The organism is Alloalcanivorax balearicus MACL04, assembly GCF_025532145.1.
In the GTDB taxonomy this organism is placed as follows: domain Bacteria; phylum Pseudomonadota; class Gammaproteobacteria; order Pseudomonadales; family Alcanivoracaceae; genus Alloalcanivorax; species Alloalcanivorax balearicus.
On record NZ_ARXS01000006.1, the window covers coordinates 1 to 17,354 of the forward strand.

16 protein-coding genes are annotated in these 17,354 nt (G+C 61.0%); 7 read left to right on the forward strand and 9 right to left on the reverse strand.

Annotated features, from left to right (window positions below):
- The first annotated feature begins 93 nt into the window (after positions 1-93).
- Positions 94-1,434, forward strand: a complete 1,341-nt coding sequence (gene ltrA / locus MA04_RS06780; protein ID WP_262459885.1) for a group II intron reverse transcriptase/maturase — start codon at positions 94-96, stop codon at positions 1,432-1,434.
- Between the two features lie 139 nt (positions 1,435-1,573).
- Here the strand turns inward: ltrA and MA04_RS06785 are convergent, their stop codons facing one another.
- From MA04_RS06785 to MA04_RS06795, 3 genes are all read right to left on the reverse strand, one after another.
- The gene (locus tag MA04_RS06785; RefSeq protein WP_262459886.1) at positions 1,574-1,888 is read right to left on the reverse strand and encodes a HigA family addiction module antitoxin; all 315 of its coding nucleotides are present in this window, start codon (positions 1,886-1,888) and stop codon (positions 1,574-1,576) included.
- A 613-nt stretch (positions 1,889-2,501) separates the two neighbouring features.
- Complete coding sequence (locus MA04_RS06790) at positions 2,502-3,623, reverse strand: PilT/PilU family type 4a pilus ATPase (protein WP_014992458.1); 1,122 nt, start codon at positions 3,621-3,623, stop codon at positions 2,502-2,504.
- Between the two features lie 18 nt (positions 3,624-3,641).
- Positions 3,642-4,676 (reverse strand): type IV pilus twitching motility protein PilT, encoded by a 1,035-nt coding sequence (locus MA04_RS06795; RefSeq protein WP_014992459.1) that lies wholly within the window; start codon positions 4,674-4,676, stop codon positions 3,642-3,644.
- Between the two features lie 118 nt (positions 4,677-4,794).
- Between MA04_RS06795 and MA04_RS06800 the strand changes: the two genes are divergently transcribed.
- From MA04_RS06800 to MA04_RS06810, 3 genes are all read left to right on the forward strand, one after another.
- Complete coding sequence (locus MA04_RS06800; protein ID WP_080530121.1) at positions 4,795-5,499, forward strand: YggS family pyridoxal phosphate-dependent enzyme; 705 nt, start codon at positions 4,795-4,797, stop codon at positions 5,497-5,499.
- A gap of 32 nt (positions 5,500-5,531) precedes the next feature.
- Entirely contained in the window at positions 5,532-6,344 is an 813-nt protein-coding gene (gene proC / locus MA04_RS06805) for a pyrroline-5-carboxylate reductase (protein WP_163124629.1), read from the forward strand.
- Positions 6,345-6,843: 499 nt separating this feature from the next.
- A complete protein-coding gene (locus MA04_RS06810; protein ID WP_163124626.1) occupies positions 6,844-7,392 on the forward strand; it encodes a YggT family protein in 549 nt (182 codons plus the stop codon).
- A gap of 78 nt (positions 7,393-7,470) precedes the next feature.
- Here the strand turns inward: MA04_RS06810 and MA04_RS06815 are convergent, their stop codons facing one another.
- On the reverse strand, positions 7,471-8,394 hold the full coding sequence (locus tag MA04_RS06815) for a hydroxymethylglutaryl-CoA lyase (RefSeq protein ID WP_163124623.1): 924 nt from the start codon (positions 8,392-8,394) through the stop codon (positions 7,471-7,473).
- 186 nt (positions 8,395-8,580) lie between these two features.
- On the opposite strand from MA04_RS06815, the gene MA04_RS06820 reads away from it, so the two are divergent.
- Entirely contained in the window at positions 8,581-9,432 is an 852-nt protein-coding gene (locus MA04_RS06820) for an esterase/lipase family protein (protein WP_163124620.1), read from the forward strand.
- A gap of 101 nt (positions 9,433-9,533) precedes the next feature.
- The gene (locus tag MA04_RS06825) at positions 9,534-9,986 is read left to right on the forward strand and encodes an OsmC family protein (RefSeq protein WP_163124617.1); all 453 of its coding nucleotides are present in this window, start codon (positions 9,534-9,536) and stop codon (positions 9,984-9,986) included.
- Positions 9,987-10,054: 68 nt separating this feature from the next.
- On the opposite strand, the gene MA04_RS06830 is transcribed toward MA04_RS06825, so the two are convergent.
- The 3 genes from MA04_RS06830 to MA04_RS06840 form a co-directional block, all read right to left on the reverse strand.
- Entirely contained in the window at positions 10,055-11,215 is a 1,161-nt protein-coding gene (locus tag MA04_RS06830) for a C4-dicarboxylate TRAP transporter substrate-binding protein (protein WP_163124614.1), read from the reverse strand.
- Between the two features lie 29 nt (positions 11,216-11,244).
- Positions 11,245-12,402 carry a C4-dicarboxylate TRAP transporter substrate-binding protein gene (locus tag MA04_RS06835; RefSeq protein ID WP_262459887.1) on the reverse strand — a complete coding sequence of 386 codons (1,158 nt, stop codon included), beginning with the start codon at positions 12,400-12,402 and terminating at the stop codon, positions 11,245-11,247.
- Between the two features lie 124 nt (positions 12,403-12,526).
- On the reverse strand, positions 12,527-13,198 hold the full coding sequence (locus MA04_RS06840; protein WP_163124612.1) for a histidine phosphatase family protein: 672 nt from the start codon (positions 13,196-13,198) through the stop codon (positions 12,527-12,529).
- Between the two features lie 328 nt (positions 13,199-13,526).
- Here MA04_RS06840 and MA04_RS06845 point away from each other — a divergent pair, with 328 nt between their 5' ends.
- A complete protein-coding gene (locus tag MA04_RS06845; RefSeq protein ID WP_163124606.1) occupies positions 13,527-14,666 on the forward strand; it encodes an acyl-CoA dehydrogenase family protein in 1,140 nt (379 codons plus the stop codon).
- Here MA04_RS06845 and MA04_RS06850 read toward each other — a convergent pair.
- Together MA04_RS06850 and MA04_RS06855 are read right to left on the reverse strand one after the other, a co-directional pair.
- The gene (locus tag MA04_RS06850) at positions 14,638-15,246 is read right to left on the reverse strand and encodes a class GN sortase (protein WP_262459888.1); all 609 of its coding nucleotides are present in this window, start codon (positions 15,244-15,246) and stop codon (positions 14,638-14,640) included. The genes MA04_RS06845 and MA04_RS06850 overlap by 29 nt on opposite strands.
- Positions 15,239-17,236: a VIT domain-containing protein gene (locus MA04_RS06855; RefSeq protein ID WP_262459889.1), complete on the reverse strand. Its 1,998-nt coding sequence runs from the start codon at positions 17,234-17,236 to the stop codon at positions 15,239-15,241. Before MA04_RS06855 ends, MA04_RS06850 begins: the two co-directional genes overlap by 8 nt.
- Positions 17,237-17,354 lie beyond the last annotated feature (118 nt).

Genomic DNA, 17,354 nt, shown 5'->3' on the forward strand with positions numbered 1-17,354 from the left:
GGAAACTGTCCAAGATCACTTGACCACTACAGACGAAGGGCTGAACGAGACGGAGTGTCCAAAGACGTGTCGATGAGAGCGGTAAGGCATCAGATGTCCGCGTCAGCGGAGCGGGTCGTGGAAGGGCGAGGTGAAGCTTTGTCCCAGACGATCCGCGATGAAACCGGTCTCCCGCGACAGGATACGGAGGACGCAGGGCGAGACCTGCTCGGGCAGGTACTCGCTAGGGAGAACATGGAGCGTGCCTGGAAGCGCGTGAAGGCGAACAAGGGGGCCGCGGGTGTGGATGGTCTGGGCATTGCCGAGACCGGAGAGGCCCTGAAGCAGACGTGGCCGGGCATCCGGCAACAACTGCTGAGGGGTCGGTACCGACCGCAACCGGTACGGCGCGTGGGCATCCCGAAGCCGGACGGCAGCGAACGTGAGTTGGGTATCCCCACCGTGACGGACCGTCTGATCCAGCAAGCGCTGCTGCAAGTGCTGCAACCGCTGATCGATCCTACCTTCAGCGAGCATAGCTACGGGTTCCGCCCCGGACGCCGGGCCCGAGGGGCGGTGCTTGCGGCGCAACGTTATGCTCAGCAAGGTTACTGCATCGTGGTGGACGTTGACCTGTCGAAGTTCTTCGACCGGGTGAACCACGATATCCTGATTGATCGCCTAAGGAAGCGTGTGAACGATGCCGGAGTGATCCGGCTGGTTCGCGCGTACCTGAACGCGGGGATCATGGATGGGGGTGTGGTGATCGAGCGGCACGAGGGGACGCCGCAAGGCGGCCCGTTGTCGCCGCTGCTGGCGAATGTGCTGTTGGACGATGCGGACCGGGAACTGGAACGCCGTGGTCATCGCTTCGCTCGGTACGCCGATGACTGCAACGTCTACGTGCGCAGTTGGAAAGCGGGTGAACGGGTGATGGCGCTGTTGCGGCGCTGTTACGGCAAACTGCGCTTGAAGATCAACGAATCGAAGAGCGCGGTGTCGAGCGTGTTCGGTCGCCGCTTCCTTGGCTATGCCTTGTGGCGGAACCGACATGGTAAGGTATGCCGTGGCGTGTCGGGCAAAGCGTTGCAAACGTTCAAGCAACGGGTCAGGCAACTGACTCGTGGCAACGGCGGGCGCAGCATCGAGCAAGTAGTGGAGAAGCTGCGAAGCTACCTGCTGGGGTGGAAGGGCTACTACGGTCTGGCGCAAACCCCGCGAGTCTGGCGAGGTCTGGATGAGTGGATACGGCGTCGGTTACGGGTGCTCCACCTGAAGCAGTGGCGACGAGGCAAAACGATCTACCGGGAGCTACTGCGCCTTGGCGCCAGTCCCTCGGTAGCGCGCTCGGTGGCGGCGTTGAGTCGTCGCTGGTGGCACAACAGCTGCTCGGCCATCCACAACGTGCTGACGATCGCTTACTTCGACCGGTTGGGCGTGCCGCGTCTGTCCTGATCTGCTGACCTCAACGTCTCGAACCGCCCGGTGCGGACCCGCATGCCGGGTGGTGTGGGAGGGGCGGAGCCACAAGGCTCCCCCCTATCCCGATTACTCTTTATAGCCCGCCGCTCATGGCGTCTGCTCTCGTGGCGAATCAGGCCGCACTCAATGGCTTGATCCGCGCGAGCTCTTTGCCAATGGCTTTGGCCGCATCCCATAAATCCACCGCGCGCTGGGCGTTGAGCCAGAACTCCGGTGAGTTACCGAACAGGCGCGCCAGTCGCAGCGCCATTTCCGGGCTCAGCGCGCGCCGTTCCCGCAGCAGCTCATTGATGGACTGACGGGACACGCCCACCGCCGTGGCTAGGCGGGTCACGGTGAGCTGGTAATCGGACATGAAATCCTCGCGCAGCATCTCGCCAGGATGGGTGGGACGGCGTTCCAGGCCCGACAAGCTTTCCGGCGTCATGAGACCTCCCCTGATTCGTTGATGCGTATGGCGTGTTGTTCCTGGCGACTGCGTTAACAATGTCCCCGGGTTCGTTTGTCGGTGAAGGTTAAAATTATTTGCATCGTGTCACGTGACTGATGTCAATAAAAAGAAAGATTCATCACGGAATAACGGGACTGAGTGCCTTCATCGGGGGCTCGGGTCTGTACGGAGGCCTTCCGGGATCGCCGTGAATACGTCCCTGTAAGCTCCCGGTTTGACGTGCGTGTCAAACAGGGTCCCGGAAGGCCTCCGTACAGACCCGCTTCGAGTGAACCGCAATGTTCCGGGCCCGAACAACGACGAACCTTTTTGGAAAGGGGGGCGCGTTACCCACAGCCCATCGTGGTTTTCTGGGAGCGGCTGGAAGGACACTCATGCCTGCTGGCTACCTCGAAGCTGATCGGCGTTACGCCTTTGCGGGACCCTGTCGAACAGGGATGTTCGACAGGGAGCTTACATGGATGTATTCACGGCGTTCCCGTAAAGGCGTAACGCCGATCAGCGTCCCCGATGGAGAGTCATATCGTTTCCCTCTAAACCGGGAGGAACCAAAAAAAGGCGGTCTTCGAGACCGCCGAGGCAGGAAAAATCAGTCCGAGTCCTCGATGCTCAGGCCACGGGTGGCGTGGTCCAGGCTGGAGGCGTCGGTTTCGTTGGCGAGCTTGATCATCAGACGCAGATCGTTGGGGGAGTCGGCGTGGGCAATCGCGTCCTCGTAAGTGATTTCACCGGCGTCATAAAGATCATAGAGGGCCTGATCGAAAGTCTGCATGCCCTGCTCCCGGGATTTGCCCATCAGCGCCTTGAGCAAATGCACTTCGCCTTTACGGATATGGTCCGCCACCAGTGGCGTGTTCAGCAGCACTTCGATGGCGGCGCGGCGGCCCTTGCCGTCCGGAGTCGGGATCAGTTGTTGGGCGATGATGCCGCGCAGGTTCAGGGAGAGGTCCATCCATAACTGCCGGTGACGGTCGGCCGGGAAAAAGTGAATGATCCGGTCCAGCGCCTGGTTGGCGTTGTTGGCATGCAGGGTGGCCAGGCACAGATGGCCGGTTTCGGCGAAAGCGATGGCGTAATCCATCACCTCGCGGCTGCGGATCTCACCGATCAGAATCACATCCGGCGCCTGTCGCAGGGTGTTCTTGAGAGCGATCTCGAAACTGTCCGTATCCAGCCCCACTTCCCGTTGTGTAACAATGCAGCCCTGGTGCTGGTGGATGAATTCGATCGGATCCTCAATGGAGATGATGTGGCCTTTGGAATTGCGATTACGGTGGCCGATCATCGACGCCAGCGATGTGGATTTCCCGGTGCCGGTGGCGCCGACGAAAATCACCAGGCCGCGCTTGGTCATCGCCAGGTCCTTGATGATCGGCGGCAGCCGCAGCTCGTCCACATCGGGAATTTTGGTCTCGATGCGCCGCAACACCATGCCCACCAGGTTCCGCTGATAGAAGGCGGAAACGCGGAAGCGGCCGATGCCCCGCGAGGACAGCGCGAAGTTGCATTCGTGCTGGTCGACGAACTCCTTGCGCTGTTTTTCCGACATCACACCGAACACCAGGTCCCGGGTCATGTCCGGGGTCAGGGCGTTACGGGTAACCGGCACCACCTTGCCGTGGACTTTCATACTTGGCGGGACACCGGCGGTGATGAACAGGTCCGAGCCGCCTTTTTGCACCATCAGTTTGAGCAGGTCTTCGAATTCCATGGGCGCTCACCGCTGCGTTCAGATTGAGTCCGGGGACTTGGCTTTTTCCCGGGCCACTTCGCGGGATACCAGCCCCCGCTGCACCAGTCCTTGCAGGCATTGATCCAGGGTCTGCATGCCCACCGAGGCGCCGGTCTGGATCGCCGAATACATCTGCGCCACCTTGTCCTCGCGAATCAGGTTTCGAATCGCCGGGGTGCCGATCATGATTTCGTGGGCGGCCACCCGGCCGCCGCCGTTTTTCTTCATCAGCGTTTGCGACACCACCGCCTGCAGCGACTCGGAGAGCATGGAGCGGACCATGGCCTTCTCCTCGGCGGGGAACACGTCCACCACCCGGTCGATGGTCTTGGCGGCGCTGGTGGTGTGCAGGGTGCCGAACACCAGGTGACCGGTTTCGGCGGCGGTCAGCGCCAGGCGAATGGTCTCCAGGTCCCGCATCTCCCCCACCAGGATGATGTCCGGATCCTCCCGCAGTGCCGAGCGCAGAGCTTCGGCGAAACCATGGGTGTCCCGGTGCACTTCCCTCTGGTTGACCAGACATTTCTTCGATTCATGGACGAATTCAATCGGGTCCTCGATGGTGAGGATGTGTTCGTAGCGGGTGTTATTGATGTAGTCCATCATCGCCGCCAGCGTGGTGGATTTACCGGAACCGGTGGGGCCGGTGACCAACACGATGCCGCGCGGCAGCGAGGCGATGTTCTGGAACACCTTGCCCATGCCCAGTTCCTCCATGCTCAGCACCTTGGAGGGAATGGTCCGGAAGACGGCGCCGGCGCCCCGGTTCTGATTGAAGGCGTTGACCCGGAAACGGGCCACGCTGGGCACATCGAAGGAGAAGTCGGTTTCCAGGAACTCCTCGTAGTCCTTGCGCTGCTTGTCGTTCATGATCTCGTAGATCAGCGAGTGCACTTCCTTGTGCTCCATGGGCGGCAGATTGATGCGGCGCACGTCGCCGTCCACGCGAATCATCGGCGGCAGACCGGCGGACAGGTGCAGATCCGAAGCGCCGTTCTTGGCGCTGAAGGCGAGCAATTCGGTGATATCCATGGGTTGCTTATATAGTGTTGTGTGATTCGTTCCGGCCGACCCCCGAAAACCCGATGACCGGAACACTCAGTAAAAAGTATCAGCCATAAACTAACCCCTGGATGCCCACCGTTCAATCATGAAGCACAGTGAAACACCATATACCTCGATTCGCGCACGAATTGACGACGCTTGTCGCCGATCCGGGAGGGATCCCGCGCAGGTGACTCTGCTGGCGGTCAGCAAGACGCGATCGGCCAGGGACGTGGCCGCGCTGGCGGATCAGGGCCAGTACGACTTTGGCGAGAATTATCTGCAGGAAGCGCTGGACAAGATCCGGGCACTGGCGGATCGGGACCTGACCTGGCATTTCATCGGCCCGATCCAGTCCAACAAGACCCGGGACATCGCCGCCCATTTCCACTGGGTGCACTCCGTGGACCGGGCCAGGATCGCCGAGCGCCTGAACGCTCAGCGTCCCGAAGGGCTGGCACCACTGAATGTTTGCATTCAGGTGAATGTGGATGCGGAAGACAGCAAAAGCGGTGTGGCGCTGGCGGACGTCCCTGCCCTCGCCGCCCGCTTCCAGCAATGGCCGCGCCTGCGTTTGCGCGGGCTGATGGCGATTCCCCGGGCGGACGCCGCCGATGGCGGCCGGGACGCCTTTCGTCGACTCGCCATGACACTGTCACAATTGCGCAATACAATGCCGGCCCTTGATACGCTTTCCATGGGCATGAGCGCGGACTATCCGGTGGCGATCGATGAAGGCGCCACCATCGTGCGCCTGGGCACCGCCCTGTTCGGTCCGCGCCTGCCCAAGGCGAGTAATCCCGCGGTATGACCACGGCGGGACCTGAACATGGGAAGGAACGCATGGCACAACAGCTAATCGGATTCATCGGCGCCGGCAACATGGCCACCAGCCTGGCCGGAGGCATGATCGCCAAGGGCATTCGCCCCGCCCGTATTTGGATGAGCGACCCCTCCCGGGATCGCCTCGACGAAGTGTCCCAGCAGCACCGCGTCCACGTGGCCACGGATAACCTGGAAGTGGCCCAGCGGGTGGATGCCCTGGTGCTGTCGGTGAAGCCGCAGATGATGGCATCGGTATGCGCTGATTTGCGTTCCGTGGTGGAGGAACGGCGGCCGCTGGTGATTTCCATCGCCGCCGGTGTCACGGTGGCCAACCTGCGTGACTGGCTCGGTGAGGAGGTTCCCATCGTGCGCTGCATGCCGAATACGCCGGCGCTGGTGCAGGCCGGCGCCACCGGTCTGTACGCCGCCGAAGGCGTGGATGACAGCCAGAAAGCCCTGGCCGCCCAGGTATTGGGGGCGGTGGGTCTGACGTTCTGGTTCGATAACGAGCAGTCGCTGGATGCGGTGACCGCTGTTTCCGGCTCCGGCCCGGCCTATTTCTTCCTGCTGATGGAAGCGCTGATTGACGCCGCCAAGGCCCAGGGCCTGGACGCCGCCACTGCCCGCCAATTGGTACTGCAGACCGCCTGGGGCGCCGCGCAACTGGCGATCACCAGCGAGGCGGGCCCTGATGTGCTGCGCCAGCGCGTCACCAGCCCCGGCGGCACCACCGCCGCCGCCCTGGAAGTCTTCGAGGAAGCCGGCTTCCGCGAGCACGTCCAGGCGGCCGTCGCCGCCGCCCGCGAACGCTCCGAAGAGCTGGCTGGGTAAACCGAGACCGAAGCATGCTTCGCAGCTCGGTTTACGACTGGCCATGGATGGCCAGGCCGGGCTCCCCGACTGGCACGGCGCCACGCCATGGATGGCGGGCACGGCCTGTGTAGGATCCTCCACCGAAGCATGCTTCGCAGCGTGATTTACGACTGGCCATGGATGGCCAGGCCGGGCTTTCCGACCGGCACGGCGCCGCGCCATGGATGGCGGTCCAAAGCCTGTTGTGGGCCCCGGAGGTTGAACGCTGGGGTAGCTACGAAGCCGCTGTAGGAGCTTGCCCGCAAGCGAATCTCTTGTGACCCGAAAGCCTATTCGCTTGCAGGCAAGCTCCTACAGCGGCCTTGTGTAGATTCCTCCGTGGAAATTTCCTGCAACGACGAGACACCCCCGATCCCAGGGTGCCGGCTCATTCCAATCACGTCCCCCACCGATCCGGTTTGAATTCACGCCGATTTGCCCCAATACTCTTTCGCCAAATGACACCGCCGGAGAGCCTATGAACCCCCAGGGTGCCGCGATCTTCCTGATCAATGTGGCGTTCAGCATTTACATCTTCATCGTTCTGACCCGTTTTGTACTGCAACTGGCCCGGGCCGACTTCTACAACCCGATTTCCCAGTTCGTACTGCGTGCCACCAACCCCCTGCTGGCGCCGCTGCGTCGGATCATCCCGAGTTGGCGCGGTCTGGACATCGCCTCGCTGGTGTTGGTGGTGATTCTGATCATCGCCAAGGTATTGGTGCTCAGCGCCATCCATTACGGCTCCCTGCCTGCTGGCCTGGGACCCCAGCTATTGCTCTACACCCTGCGTGAACTGGCGTCGCTGATTCTTAACTACGTGTTCTGGATGGTGCTGATCCGGGTGATTCTGAGCTGGATCGCGCCGGACCCGTACAACCCGATGGTGCGGGTGATCGTACAGATCACCGAGCCGATCATGGCGCCGGCCCGCCGCTTGCTGCCGGATATGGGAGGCCTGGATTTAAGCCCGCTGATCGTATTGTTGGGGGTGCAACTGCTGAAGATTCTGTTCCAGCTTCATTAGTGGGCTTGGGTTCCTTTTGAGGCCGATAGCCGCATTTTCAATGAAATTTGCGGATATTGGCCTCATTATTCCGGAAGATCACCAAAGGCAGGGGGTTTTGCCGCGCTTTTCCTGGGAGGCCATCCACTCCAGAATTCGTCCGCCCAGCGGCCGCTGGGTCGCCTCCGCTGCCAGTGCCACCACTTCACGCAAGCCCTGGATGTCGACGCCGGTTTTCAGCCCGCAGCTCTCCAGCAGGTAAACCAGATCCTCGGTGGCCATGTTGCCGGTGGCGCCCGGGGCGAACGGACAGCCGCCGAGGCCGCCCACCGAGGCGTCGAAGCGGCGCACGCCCAGGTCCGCTGCTTCCCAGGCCATGGCCGCCGCCAAGCCGCGGGTGTCGTGCAGATGGACAAAGAACTTTTCGGCACCGAATGCGCGGATCAGCGGCGTCATGATGTCCTTCATTTGTTTTGGGTTGCCGGCGCCGATGGTGTCGGCGATGGCGACTTCATCACTGCCGGCGGCGAACATGCGCTCGGTCAGCTGTTGCGGCAGACTGACAGGCACCGGGCCGTCGTAAGGGCAAGCGAAAGCGCCGGAAATGTAGGTCCGGGTGGCCACGCCGTCTTCACGGGCGGCGGCGATGATGTTCTCGCAGCTGGCGGCGGCCTGCTCCAGGCTCATGTTCAGGTTGCGCTGGTTGAAGGTGTCGGTGGTGGACAGTACCAGTGCCACGGTGCGGTAACCGGCATCCCGGGCCAATTGGTAGCCCTTCAGGTTGGGTACCAGGGCGGTGTAGTGCAGCCCCTCGTCGGCCGGCAACCGGGGCGTCAGCGCGGCGGCGTCGGCCATCTGCGGGATCGCTTTCGGGCTGACGAAGCTGACCGGCTCAAGATAACGGACCCCGGCGTCCACCAGCAGGCGCGCCAGGCGCGCCTTGGTGTCGGTATCCACGGTGACGGGCTGATTTTGCAGGCCATCACGCAGGCCCACTTCGTTGACTATGACGGTGTCGCTCATATTGTTCTCGTTCGTGCTCTTCCCGAAAAGGTCAGCCAGTTTGCCATGACATCCCCGCCGCGGTCATGTCAATGACCGTCGGCGGTACGCTGGTGCCAGTGCCGCGTTGAGCCGGGCGCCGGGGGCGCGTAGTTTGCCGGAATGAATCCGGTGCGAGGGTGCCGGTAACGAAAGGAGAAGGCCCGTATGTTCTGGATTTCCTGTTTGTTGCTGGTGTTGATGCTTATCCCCGGCGCCCTGACCCTGGTGTTCTATCTGCTTTGGTACTATGACCGGCGCGCCTTCCCCTCCCCCACGCCAGCGGACCGGGAAACAGCATTGCGTCCCCTGCCCGCTTTGCTGGCGGTGGCGCGGGAGGCCATCAGTCTGACGGTGCTGGTGCTCAGCTATCCATTGCGGCTGGTCCAGGACGCGTCGCCGCAGCGCTCCCGCCAGCAGGGACGGAAACCGATCATTCTGGTCCATGGGTACGGTGGCAACAGCACCAATTTTCTCTGGCTGCAATGGTGGTTGCGCCGTCGCGGCTGGGCCAATGTGTATTCGGTGAGTTATACCCCACCCCACATCAACGCGCGCAAACTGGCTCAACAGGTGGCGGATCATGTAAACCGCATCCTGGCCCTGACCGGGGCGGAGAAAGCCGATCTGGTATGCCATTCCATGGGCGGCCCCCTGGCCCGCTATGCGCTCAAAAATCTGGGGTTGGCCGGTAAGGTGGATCGGGTCATCACCTTGGGCAGTCCCCATCGCGGCTCACGCATTTCGGCACTGTTCGCACCCCGTGGCGCCGCCGCCCAGATGCGCTATGACAGTCCTTTCATCAAGGAGCTGGAAGAAGGCGGAGCCTGCCCCGGCGGGGCAAGCTACCAAGTGATTTATTCCACTATGGACAACTTTATTCTGCCGGCCTCCAGCGCCTTGCTGGACGGCGCCGAGCGCACCGTGCATGTGCCCTACCTAGGCCATTGCGCCCTGCTCTACAGCCGCCGGGTGGCACGGGCGGTGGCCGAAGGGTTACAGGATGAGAGCATGAGATAAGGTTTCCGTGGTTGGTATTGACCCCGATCACTTGCCAGAAACCGCGACCGGGGGCATGGTTAAACTGGAGCTTGTCCATAGGGCCAGAGGGAGAAATAGCCATGACCGAGTACACCGCCAGTGTTGCCTGGCATTTGCCGCCGGGCGCGGATTTCCAGTATGAAACTTTTCCTCGCGATCATGAATGGACGTTCGCCGGTGGCGAGGTGGTTCAGGCATCGGCATCGCCGGACTACTACGGTTGCCATAGCCGGGTGAACCCGGACGAAGCGGTGATCGCCGCCACGTCCAGCTGCCACATGCTTACTTTTCTTTCCATCGCCGCCAAGAAAAAACTAAGGGTGCTCAGTTACGTGGACCGGCCCCAGGGGGTGGTGGACAAAAATGCGGACGGCCGTATGTCCATTACCGAGGTGGTGTTGCATCCGAAAGTGGTTTTTGAAGGTGAGGAGGTGGATGAGGCGACGCTGAGCAGCCTCCACGAAAGCGCCCACCGTAACTGCTTCGTGGCCAATTCCCTCAAAGCCTCGGTGAGTGTGAGGCCGGAAAAATAGTAATTTTTCAGTAAAAAGGCCGGCTGTGATGCCGGCCTTTTGCTGCTTTTTATATGCCGCCAATGGGCTTACTTCATGCCATAGGTCGCCACATCCACCTTCGAAAAGATCTCGTCCCAATACAGCTTTTCCAGTTCCTCGGGGCCGTCGACGTCTTGAACCAGATCAACCCAGCGGACCAGAACGTCGTGGAAGGAATCGAGCATTTCCTTGCCGCGTTTTACGCCGTGGTTTTTGGCGTAATAGTTGATGATGGTGTTCATATCCTGTTCCACGAACTCGCGGGTCGCCTTAACCAGTGCGGGGTCGGGGTCATGCTGTTTAATGCCTTCCTTTTTCGCTAGTTCCAAGGCTTGTGGAACCTGCTCCAGCGAGCTCCAGGGAGACAGCGCGGTGGTGGAGGCTCCGGCGCGGAGTATGGCGTGGCGTTGACCTTCGGTCAGTCCTTGCCACACGTTCTTGTTGAAACCGGCGGCGCTGGCGCCAGCATAGAGCCCGCCGGGAATGGCCAGGGTCATATCGGTTACCACTTCGGCAAGACCGAGGTTGATCAATTCCACCGGGGAAGTGATGCTGCAGTCGATCACGCCCTGGCTCAGCCCCTCCAGAGTTTCGTTGATGGTCAGGGACGTCGGAGTGGCGCCAAAGTGCTTGGCCCAGCGCGACCAGTGTGAGCCGGCGACACGGATTCGTTTGCCTTTCAGTTGCTTTTCATTGGTTACCGGAGAAGTGCAGAGAAGGCCGTAGCTGATGCTGGTGGCATTGGCGGTATAAACCTGGTTTTGTTTCTCATACTCCTCCAGGCATTCGGGGCAGTGGAACAGAGTAAACTCCGACATGGCTCCTTCGAATGCCATGGCCGCCTTGCCTTTCAGTTTTTCCGGATCCAGCAACAGAAGTTGCATGGCGGATTCGTTGAGGAGATTGGTATGAGGGTACATGGCCGGGAAGTACACCGTGTACATGACGCCGATATCAGCGATGCCGTCACGCACACCGTCGGAAATTTCCGCGGCGCTCAGCAATGACATTGGATACACCTTCACCGACAGACTGCCGTCGGTATACTTTTTTACCGTTTCGGCGTACTTCTGCATGACCTCGTCGGCTTTTGAACCCGGCGGGTAGCCCAGTGCTAGTCTCAACGTTTCCGAGGCGCTGACCTGGCCGAAACCGACCAGGAACATTGCCACAAGAAGAGCACGGGTGACACTTTTTGTTATCGCCATAATCAGTCACCTTTTTCTGTTTTATCGAGTTATTTCATTCCGTAGCTGGATACGTCCACTTTGGAGAAAACCTCGTTCCAATACAGTGTTTCCAATTCGTCGAGGCTATCCACATCCTGTACCAGGCCAACCCATTTCTTGAGAAGATCCTGGAAGGTGTCGAGCATTTCCTCTCCGCGTTCGACGCCATGATTTTTTGCGTAGTAGTCAATGATGGTGTTGAGATCCTGCTTAATGAATTCGCGGCTGGCTTCCATCAGCTCCGGTGATGCCTGATGGAGTGTGGCGCCTTTTTCTTCGGTCTTTTTCAGTGCTTCTTTCTCAAGCTGCAGGTAGCTCCAGGGTGTTTCGGCGGTGTAGCGGGCGCCGGCGCGCAGAATGGCCTGGCGTTGTTTTTCGTTAAGTTTGCGCCAGACATCAATATTGAAACTGCCGGCGTTGGCACCGGCATAGACGCCGCCGGGCACGCTCATGGTGATATCGCTGACCGCTTCGATCAGTCCCAGATTAATCAGCTCTGGTGCTGATGCGATGGTGCAGTCAATCACGCCTTGATGCAGTGCCTCGAGCGTATCGTTGATGGTCAGCGACATGGAGGTGGCGCCGAAATGTTGGGCCCAGCGGGACCAGTGAGAACCGGCTACCCGAAGACGTTTTCCTTTGAGTTGTTCCTGGTTGGTGACCGGTTTGTTGCACAGCAAACCATAGCTCGAGCTGGCGGCGTTGGCGGTATAGACCTGTTTTTGCTTTTCGTATTCTTCAAGGCATTCAGGGCAGTTGAAGAAAGTGAATTCCGTCATGGCGCCTTCATAGGCCAAGGTGCCTTTACCATTCAATTCTTCTTCATCGAACAGCAACAGCTGCATGGAGGATTCGTTTGCCAGATTGGTATGCGGATACATGGCGGGAAAGTACACCGTCAGCAAATAGCCGCCGTCGGCGATACCATCACGGACACCGTCGGAAGTTTCCGAAGCATTGAGAAGAGACAACGCGAAGACACGTAACTTCAGATCACCATCGGAATATTCTTCCACCGCTTTGGCGTAATTCTCCGCTGCCATGGCAGGCAGAGATCCCGGGGGGTAACCGGTGGCATAACGCAAGGTAGTGGCGTGGGCGCTGGCCATGCCGGCGAGCAGAGCCCCTATTAAGACCGGACGCAGAACGACAAGCGAAAGACGCATGGACGACCTCTCAAAAAAGGTGAATAACCCGCCATAAAAGGCGGGTCTGGCCGTCCTTACCCTATCGACAAAGCAATAACCGGTTATCGTCTGTTACGACGATTTGCCGGGAGGGGCTGAGCCGTCAAACAAAAGTAATGGCGTCACGCCGATCCGGGCGGTCAAGGTGGGGCAGGGCGTTGAACGTGGAAAGGCGCCATTCGGAACGGCCGACGATGATTTCGCAGAACGCGCTGTTGCGGAACTGGAAGTTCAATTCGATGGCGGAACGCGGCGCGGTCTGTAAAAGACCGGCGATGGTGGTGCCGATGACGCCGCCGGAACTGACCGCCAGGACATTGTCTTCCCGGGACAAACCCGTGCACAGCGCGCTCAATGCCTGCTGAATGCGGCCACCGAAATCGTCCCAGCTCTCGTGCTCTCCGATAAGGGTGCCGTCCACCCAGCCTTGATAGGCCCCACGGAAAGTTCGCCAGTAATCCACGGCATCCCGTTTTTGGTGGCCGGCCACGTCGGCGCTGCCGGTATGACTGGCATAAAGTGCGTGACCATCGTATTCGTCCAGGCCGGGATGGAACTCCAGGGTAGGTGGGTTTTCGGTGGCGGCGAGCAGGCTTTTGGCGGTGTCCTGTTGCCGCGTCAACTCGCCGGCCAGGGCCCGCTTGAAAGTGACGCCCCGTTCACGGAAATACTCGCCAAGCCAGCGTGCCTGCTGGTGTCCGAGCTTGGAAAGCTGATCGTAATTGTCTTCGCCGAAGGCCGCTTGGCCGTGACGTACCAGAAACAGTTTGGCCATGAACGCTCCGTCCTGCCGATTCGGGAAACGGCAGATGATCCATGGCGGTGACGGTGCTGTCCAGCGGTGCCGGGTTACAATCGGCGGAATGGACGAGGCGGGGCCGCGCCGGGAAGGCAGAGGATAAGTAAAAAATGTCGCGTCGGCGGTTGCCGCCAAGGCTTCAGGTTGACGCTACGTCAAGTGTTATCCTGAAGGATCACGCCTTAGAATAGAGCGCTTTCCGGCAAGCCGGTATGTCCTTTGCGGTATCCGGGTGGTTCGGGTACCCGCTACGGGGCTGGGAAGGCCCCGTTTTCAGATGGCCAGGTTACAAAACAGGTGAGTCATGCTTGACCAAAACGAAATTGAGTTGTTCCGCGATAACGTCCGCAAGTTCCTCGAGAAGGAAGTCGCGCCGCACTATGACCAGTGGGAGAAAGAAGAGAAGTTTCCCCGCGAATTGTGGAACCAGTTAGGTGAAAACGGGTTTCTGTGTGTTGACGTGCCGGAGGCCTACGGCGGCTTTGGCGCCGATTTCCGGCTTTCCGCGGTGATCGTGGAAGAAGCCTCCCGTTTGGGGTTCGGCGCTCTGGCCTCCAACCTGTCCGTGCACTCCGATATCGTTGCCCCTTATATCCTGCACCTGGGCACTGAAGAGCAGAAACAGGCCTGGCTGCCGAAGATGGTGACCGGGGAAGCAGTGGGCTCCATTGGCATGACCGAACCCGGTGCCGGTTCCGATTTGCAAGGCATGAAAACCCGCGCGGAAAAAGACGGCGACCACTATGTGATCAATGGTCAGAAGACTTTTATCACCAATGGCCAGCACAGCGACGTTATCGTCCTGGCCACCAAAACCGATCCCAATGCCGGCGCCAAGGGCGTGACCCTGTTTACCGTGGACGCCACCACCGCGGGATTCTCTCGTGGCCGTAATCTGGAAAAGATGGGCCATCACGCGGCGGATACCTCGGAGTTGTTTTTCCAGGACGTACGCGTTGGCGCGGACCAGATTCTGGGTGGAGAGGGCAACGGGTTCTTTAACCTGATGAACGAACTGCCTCGTGAGCGCCTGATCCTGGCGCTGAGCGCGGTGGCCGCTTGCGAGGGCATGCTGGAGCGGACCATCGAGTACGTTCAGGAACGTCAGGCGTTCGGGCAGTCGGTGGCCAAATTCCAGAATACCCGTTTCGTGCTTGCCAACCTGCATGCCATGGTCGAGGTCAACAAAGCCTTCACCAGCCAGTGCATCGACCAGTACGGCCGCGGTGAACTGAGCACCACCAATGCCTCCATCGCCAAGTTGATGACCACGGAACTGCAGGGCAAGGTGGCGGACCAGTGCCTGCAGTTGTTCGGCGGTTACGGTTATATGAAGGAGTATCCGATTTCCCGGGACTACGTGGACGCCCGCATTCAGCGTATCTACGGCGGTACCAGCGAGATCATGAAGGAAATCATCGCCCGGGATATCCTCGGCCGCTAAGGGTTTCCACGCTGACCACCGATTCCGTACTGACCAGCGTTTCCATACTGACCACATAGCGCAGCGGTCCTCCCGCTGCGCTGGCGTCAAAGGGATAGCAGGTCACCAGCGTCAGCGCTTGCGGGTCCGTCGGTGGTTGCAGGGTGTCCCGGCGGCTGTCGGCCACTTCGGTGGCCGTCACCCGGTAACGGGTCCAGCGCCCGTCCGCCTTCTGCAAGCTCAACCGGTCGTCCTTTTCCAAGCCCTCCAGAAAGCGGAAGTGTGTGTCCCGGTGTCCGGCCACCACCCAGCCGCCACCGGCGGTCGCCATCCGGCCGGGGCCGAACGCCAGCGCCTGGCCGCTGGCGCTTTCCAGGACATACAGATCCTTGCCGCTGTTGCCGGTCAACCGTGCCACCGGCCAGGTGTCCGCCCAGGGCCAGGGGGGATGGTGACCGCCTTCGACCAGGGTCCGCTCCCAGGCCCGGGCGATAAGCGCCTGGGCCACCCAGGCCTTGGCTTCGATCCAGGACGCCTTGGCGACCACCAGTATCAGCAAGCCCAGGACCGCCCCCAGCAGCAGACGCTGGCTCCTAGCCACGGTGGCGTCTCCGGCGGAACACCAGGATCAGCAGCAGACCGGTGAGGCCAAGTACCACGGCCTGGTGCCACAGCCGGTCCACACCGGTGGCGGTAGCGGGCCACACCAGACCATCGGGAAGGGTGTTGGCGATGTCCTCCCGGATCAACGGCTCGTCCAGCGGGCGGGAAGGAGTGCGCTCGATCGCCACGAAGCTGGTGTAGCGGCTCATCAACGAATGCTCCAGTGCCACGTCGGTGAGCAGCGGACGGATCACTTCTTCCGGTTCGCCCAGCGCCAGCCGGTCGTTCAGCGCCTCGATCTTGTTGCGGGCCCAAAGGCGGGCGATGCCGGGGTGTTGCCGCCCCTCGGGCAGTTGCAGGGTCTGCTCCCATGGGGCGGGTGTGAGACCGGTCAAGGTCAGGTACTCGGGGACGCGATTCAGCTTCAGTGTCAGCAGCAGCGGCTCACTGGCGTACAGGTCAGGAATACGGCGCGGCCAGACTTCCGCCTCCACGCCCGGTGGCAGGGTCAGCTGGACATCGCGGATCACCGGGTTTTCCAGCTTCACGAACAGGTCGTTCATGGCTTTCGACACTTCCTGCAAGTTGCCGATGTAAGTGAAGGTGCCGCGGCCGAACTGCGCCGCCTTCCGCATGAAATGACTGTTGGGGCTGGAGCCGATGCCGACGGTAAACAGGCGGGCCGAACCCAGGCGCCGATGAATCAGGTTGAAAATGCCGTCCTCATTGGTCACCGCGCCGTCGGTGATGAACATCACCTGGCGCAGGTATTCGGCATCGGTGGACATGGTCAGCGCGGTGTGCAGGGCGGGCATCATCTCGGTGCCGCCGCTGGCTGCCAGGCCGGCGACAAAACGGCGTGCCTGCTGCAGGTGCGCCTCATCGGCGGGCATGGGGGCTTCGAACAGGGCGCGATGGACGCTGTTGAATTCGATCACATTGAAACGGTCGCCAGGGCGCAGATGCGCCAGCGCTTCCAGCAGACTGGCGCGGGCCTGGCGAATGGAGGCTCCGCTCATGGAGCCGGAGGTGTCGATAATGAACAGGGTTTCCCGGGGCAGGGCGCGGGTGGCGGCGGGTCGCGAGGGCGGGGTCAACATCACCAGCGCGTAGTGTTCGCCATTCACATTCTCCACGAACAGGCTGCCTCGACTTTGTTCGGCGTTGGCGATGCGCCAGTGCAGCAGGAAATCCCGATCCATGGGTACCAGGCCGTCGCTGGGATGGATCTGATAGAGGCCGCGGGCGCCGTCCACGTCCAGATCGTGACTGCCGCTGTCCGGCGGCAGAATCGACTGGCCGGCATCCAGTTCCACCCGCAGGCGGGCCATATTGGGGGCGGCGCCGCTATCCGGGGAATGGAAGGGGCCGGACAGGTTCTCGCCGCCCTCGGGCTGGTAACGGGGCGTCAGCGTCATCGGCACCCGTAGCCGGAAATCATTGCCCTGCACATCCACGGTCTGGCTGTAGTGCAAGGTGACTTCGACGCGTTCGCCAGGAGCGATGTTGGCCACGGAAGTGGTAAACAGGTTGCTGTGGCGTTGCTCCACCAGCCCGGCGCGATGGCCGTCCCTCTTGGCTTGCTGGTAGCGGCGTTTGGCTTCCTGTTTCGGCTGGATCTCACCGACGATACGGCGTTCGCCCACCGTCAGGGTCATACCGGTGACCGCCGCCTGCTCCGGCAGCGGAAACACATAACGCCCCTCGCTGAAGAGTGCGCCTTCGTTTTGGAACGACTGCACCAGGGTGACCTGGGCCACCGGTCCGCTGACCTGGATGTCCACATCAGTGGAGAGCAGGGTTGCCGGCACCTCCTGGCCATCGTCATCGAACATCAGGAACACGCCGCTGCCCGGTTCCGCCGGGGTATCCCGGGGTAGGGCGTGGGCGGTGGCGGACAACAGCAACGTGGTCAAACAAAGCAAGGCCCAGGGCAGGGCGGTTTGGAGCGCGGCACCGGGCCGCGCGGCAAGCAGGCGAATGGTCATGTCGGTTCCCCTCGCAGGTTAGGTCGGGGAGAGCATGGAGGGCCTGAATGAGACTCTTATGTGGGTTTTGTGTGGAAGGAATGAGGGAGACCCATCGCGGCTCGTGAGCGGGGGAGCC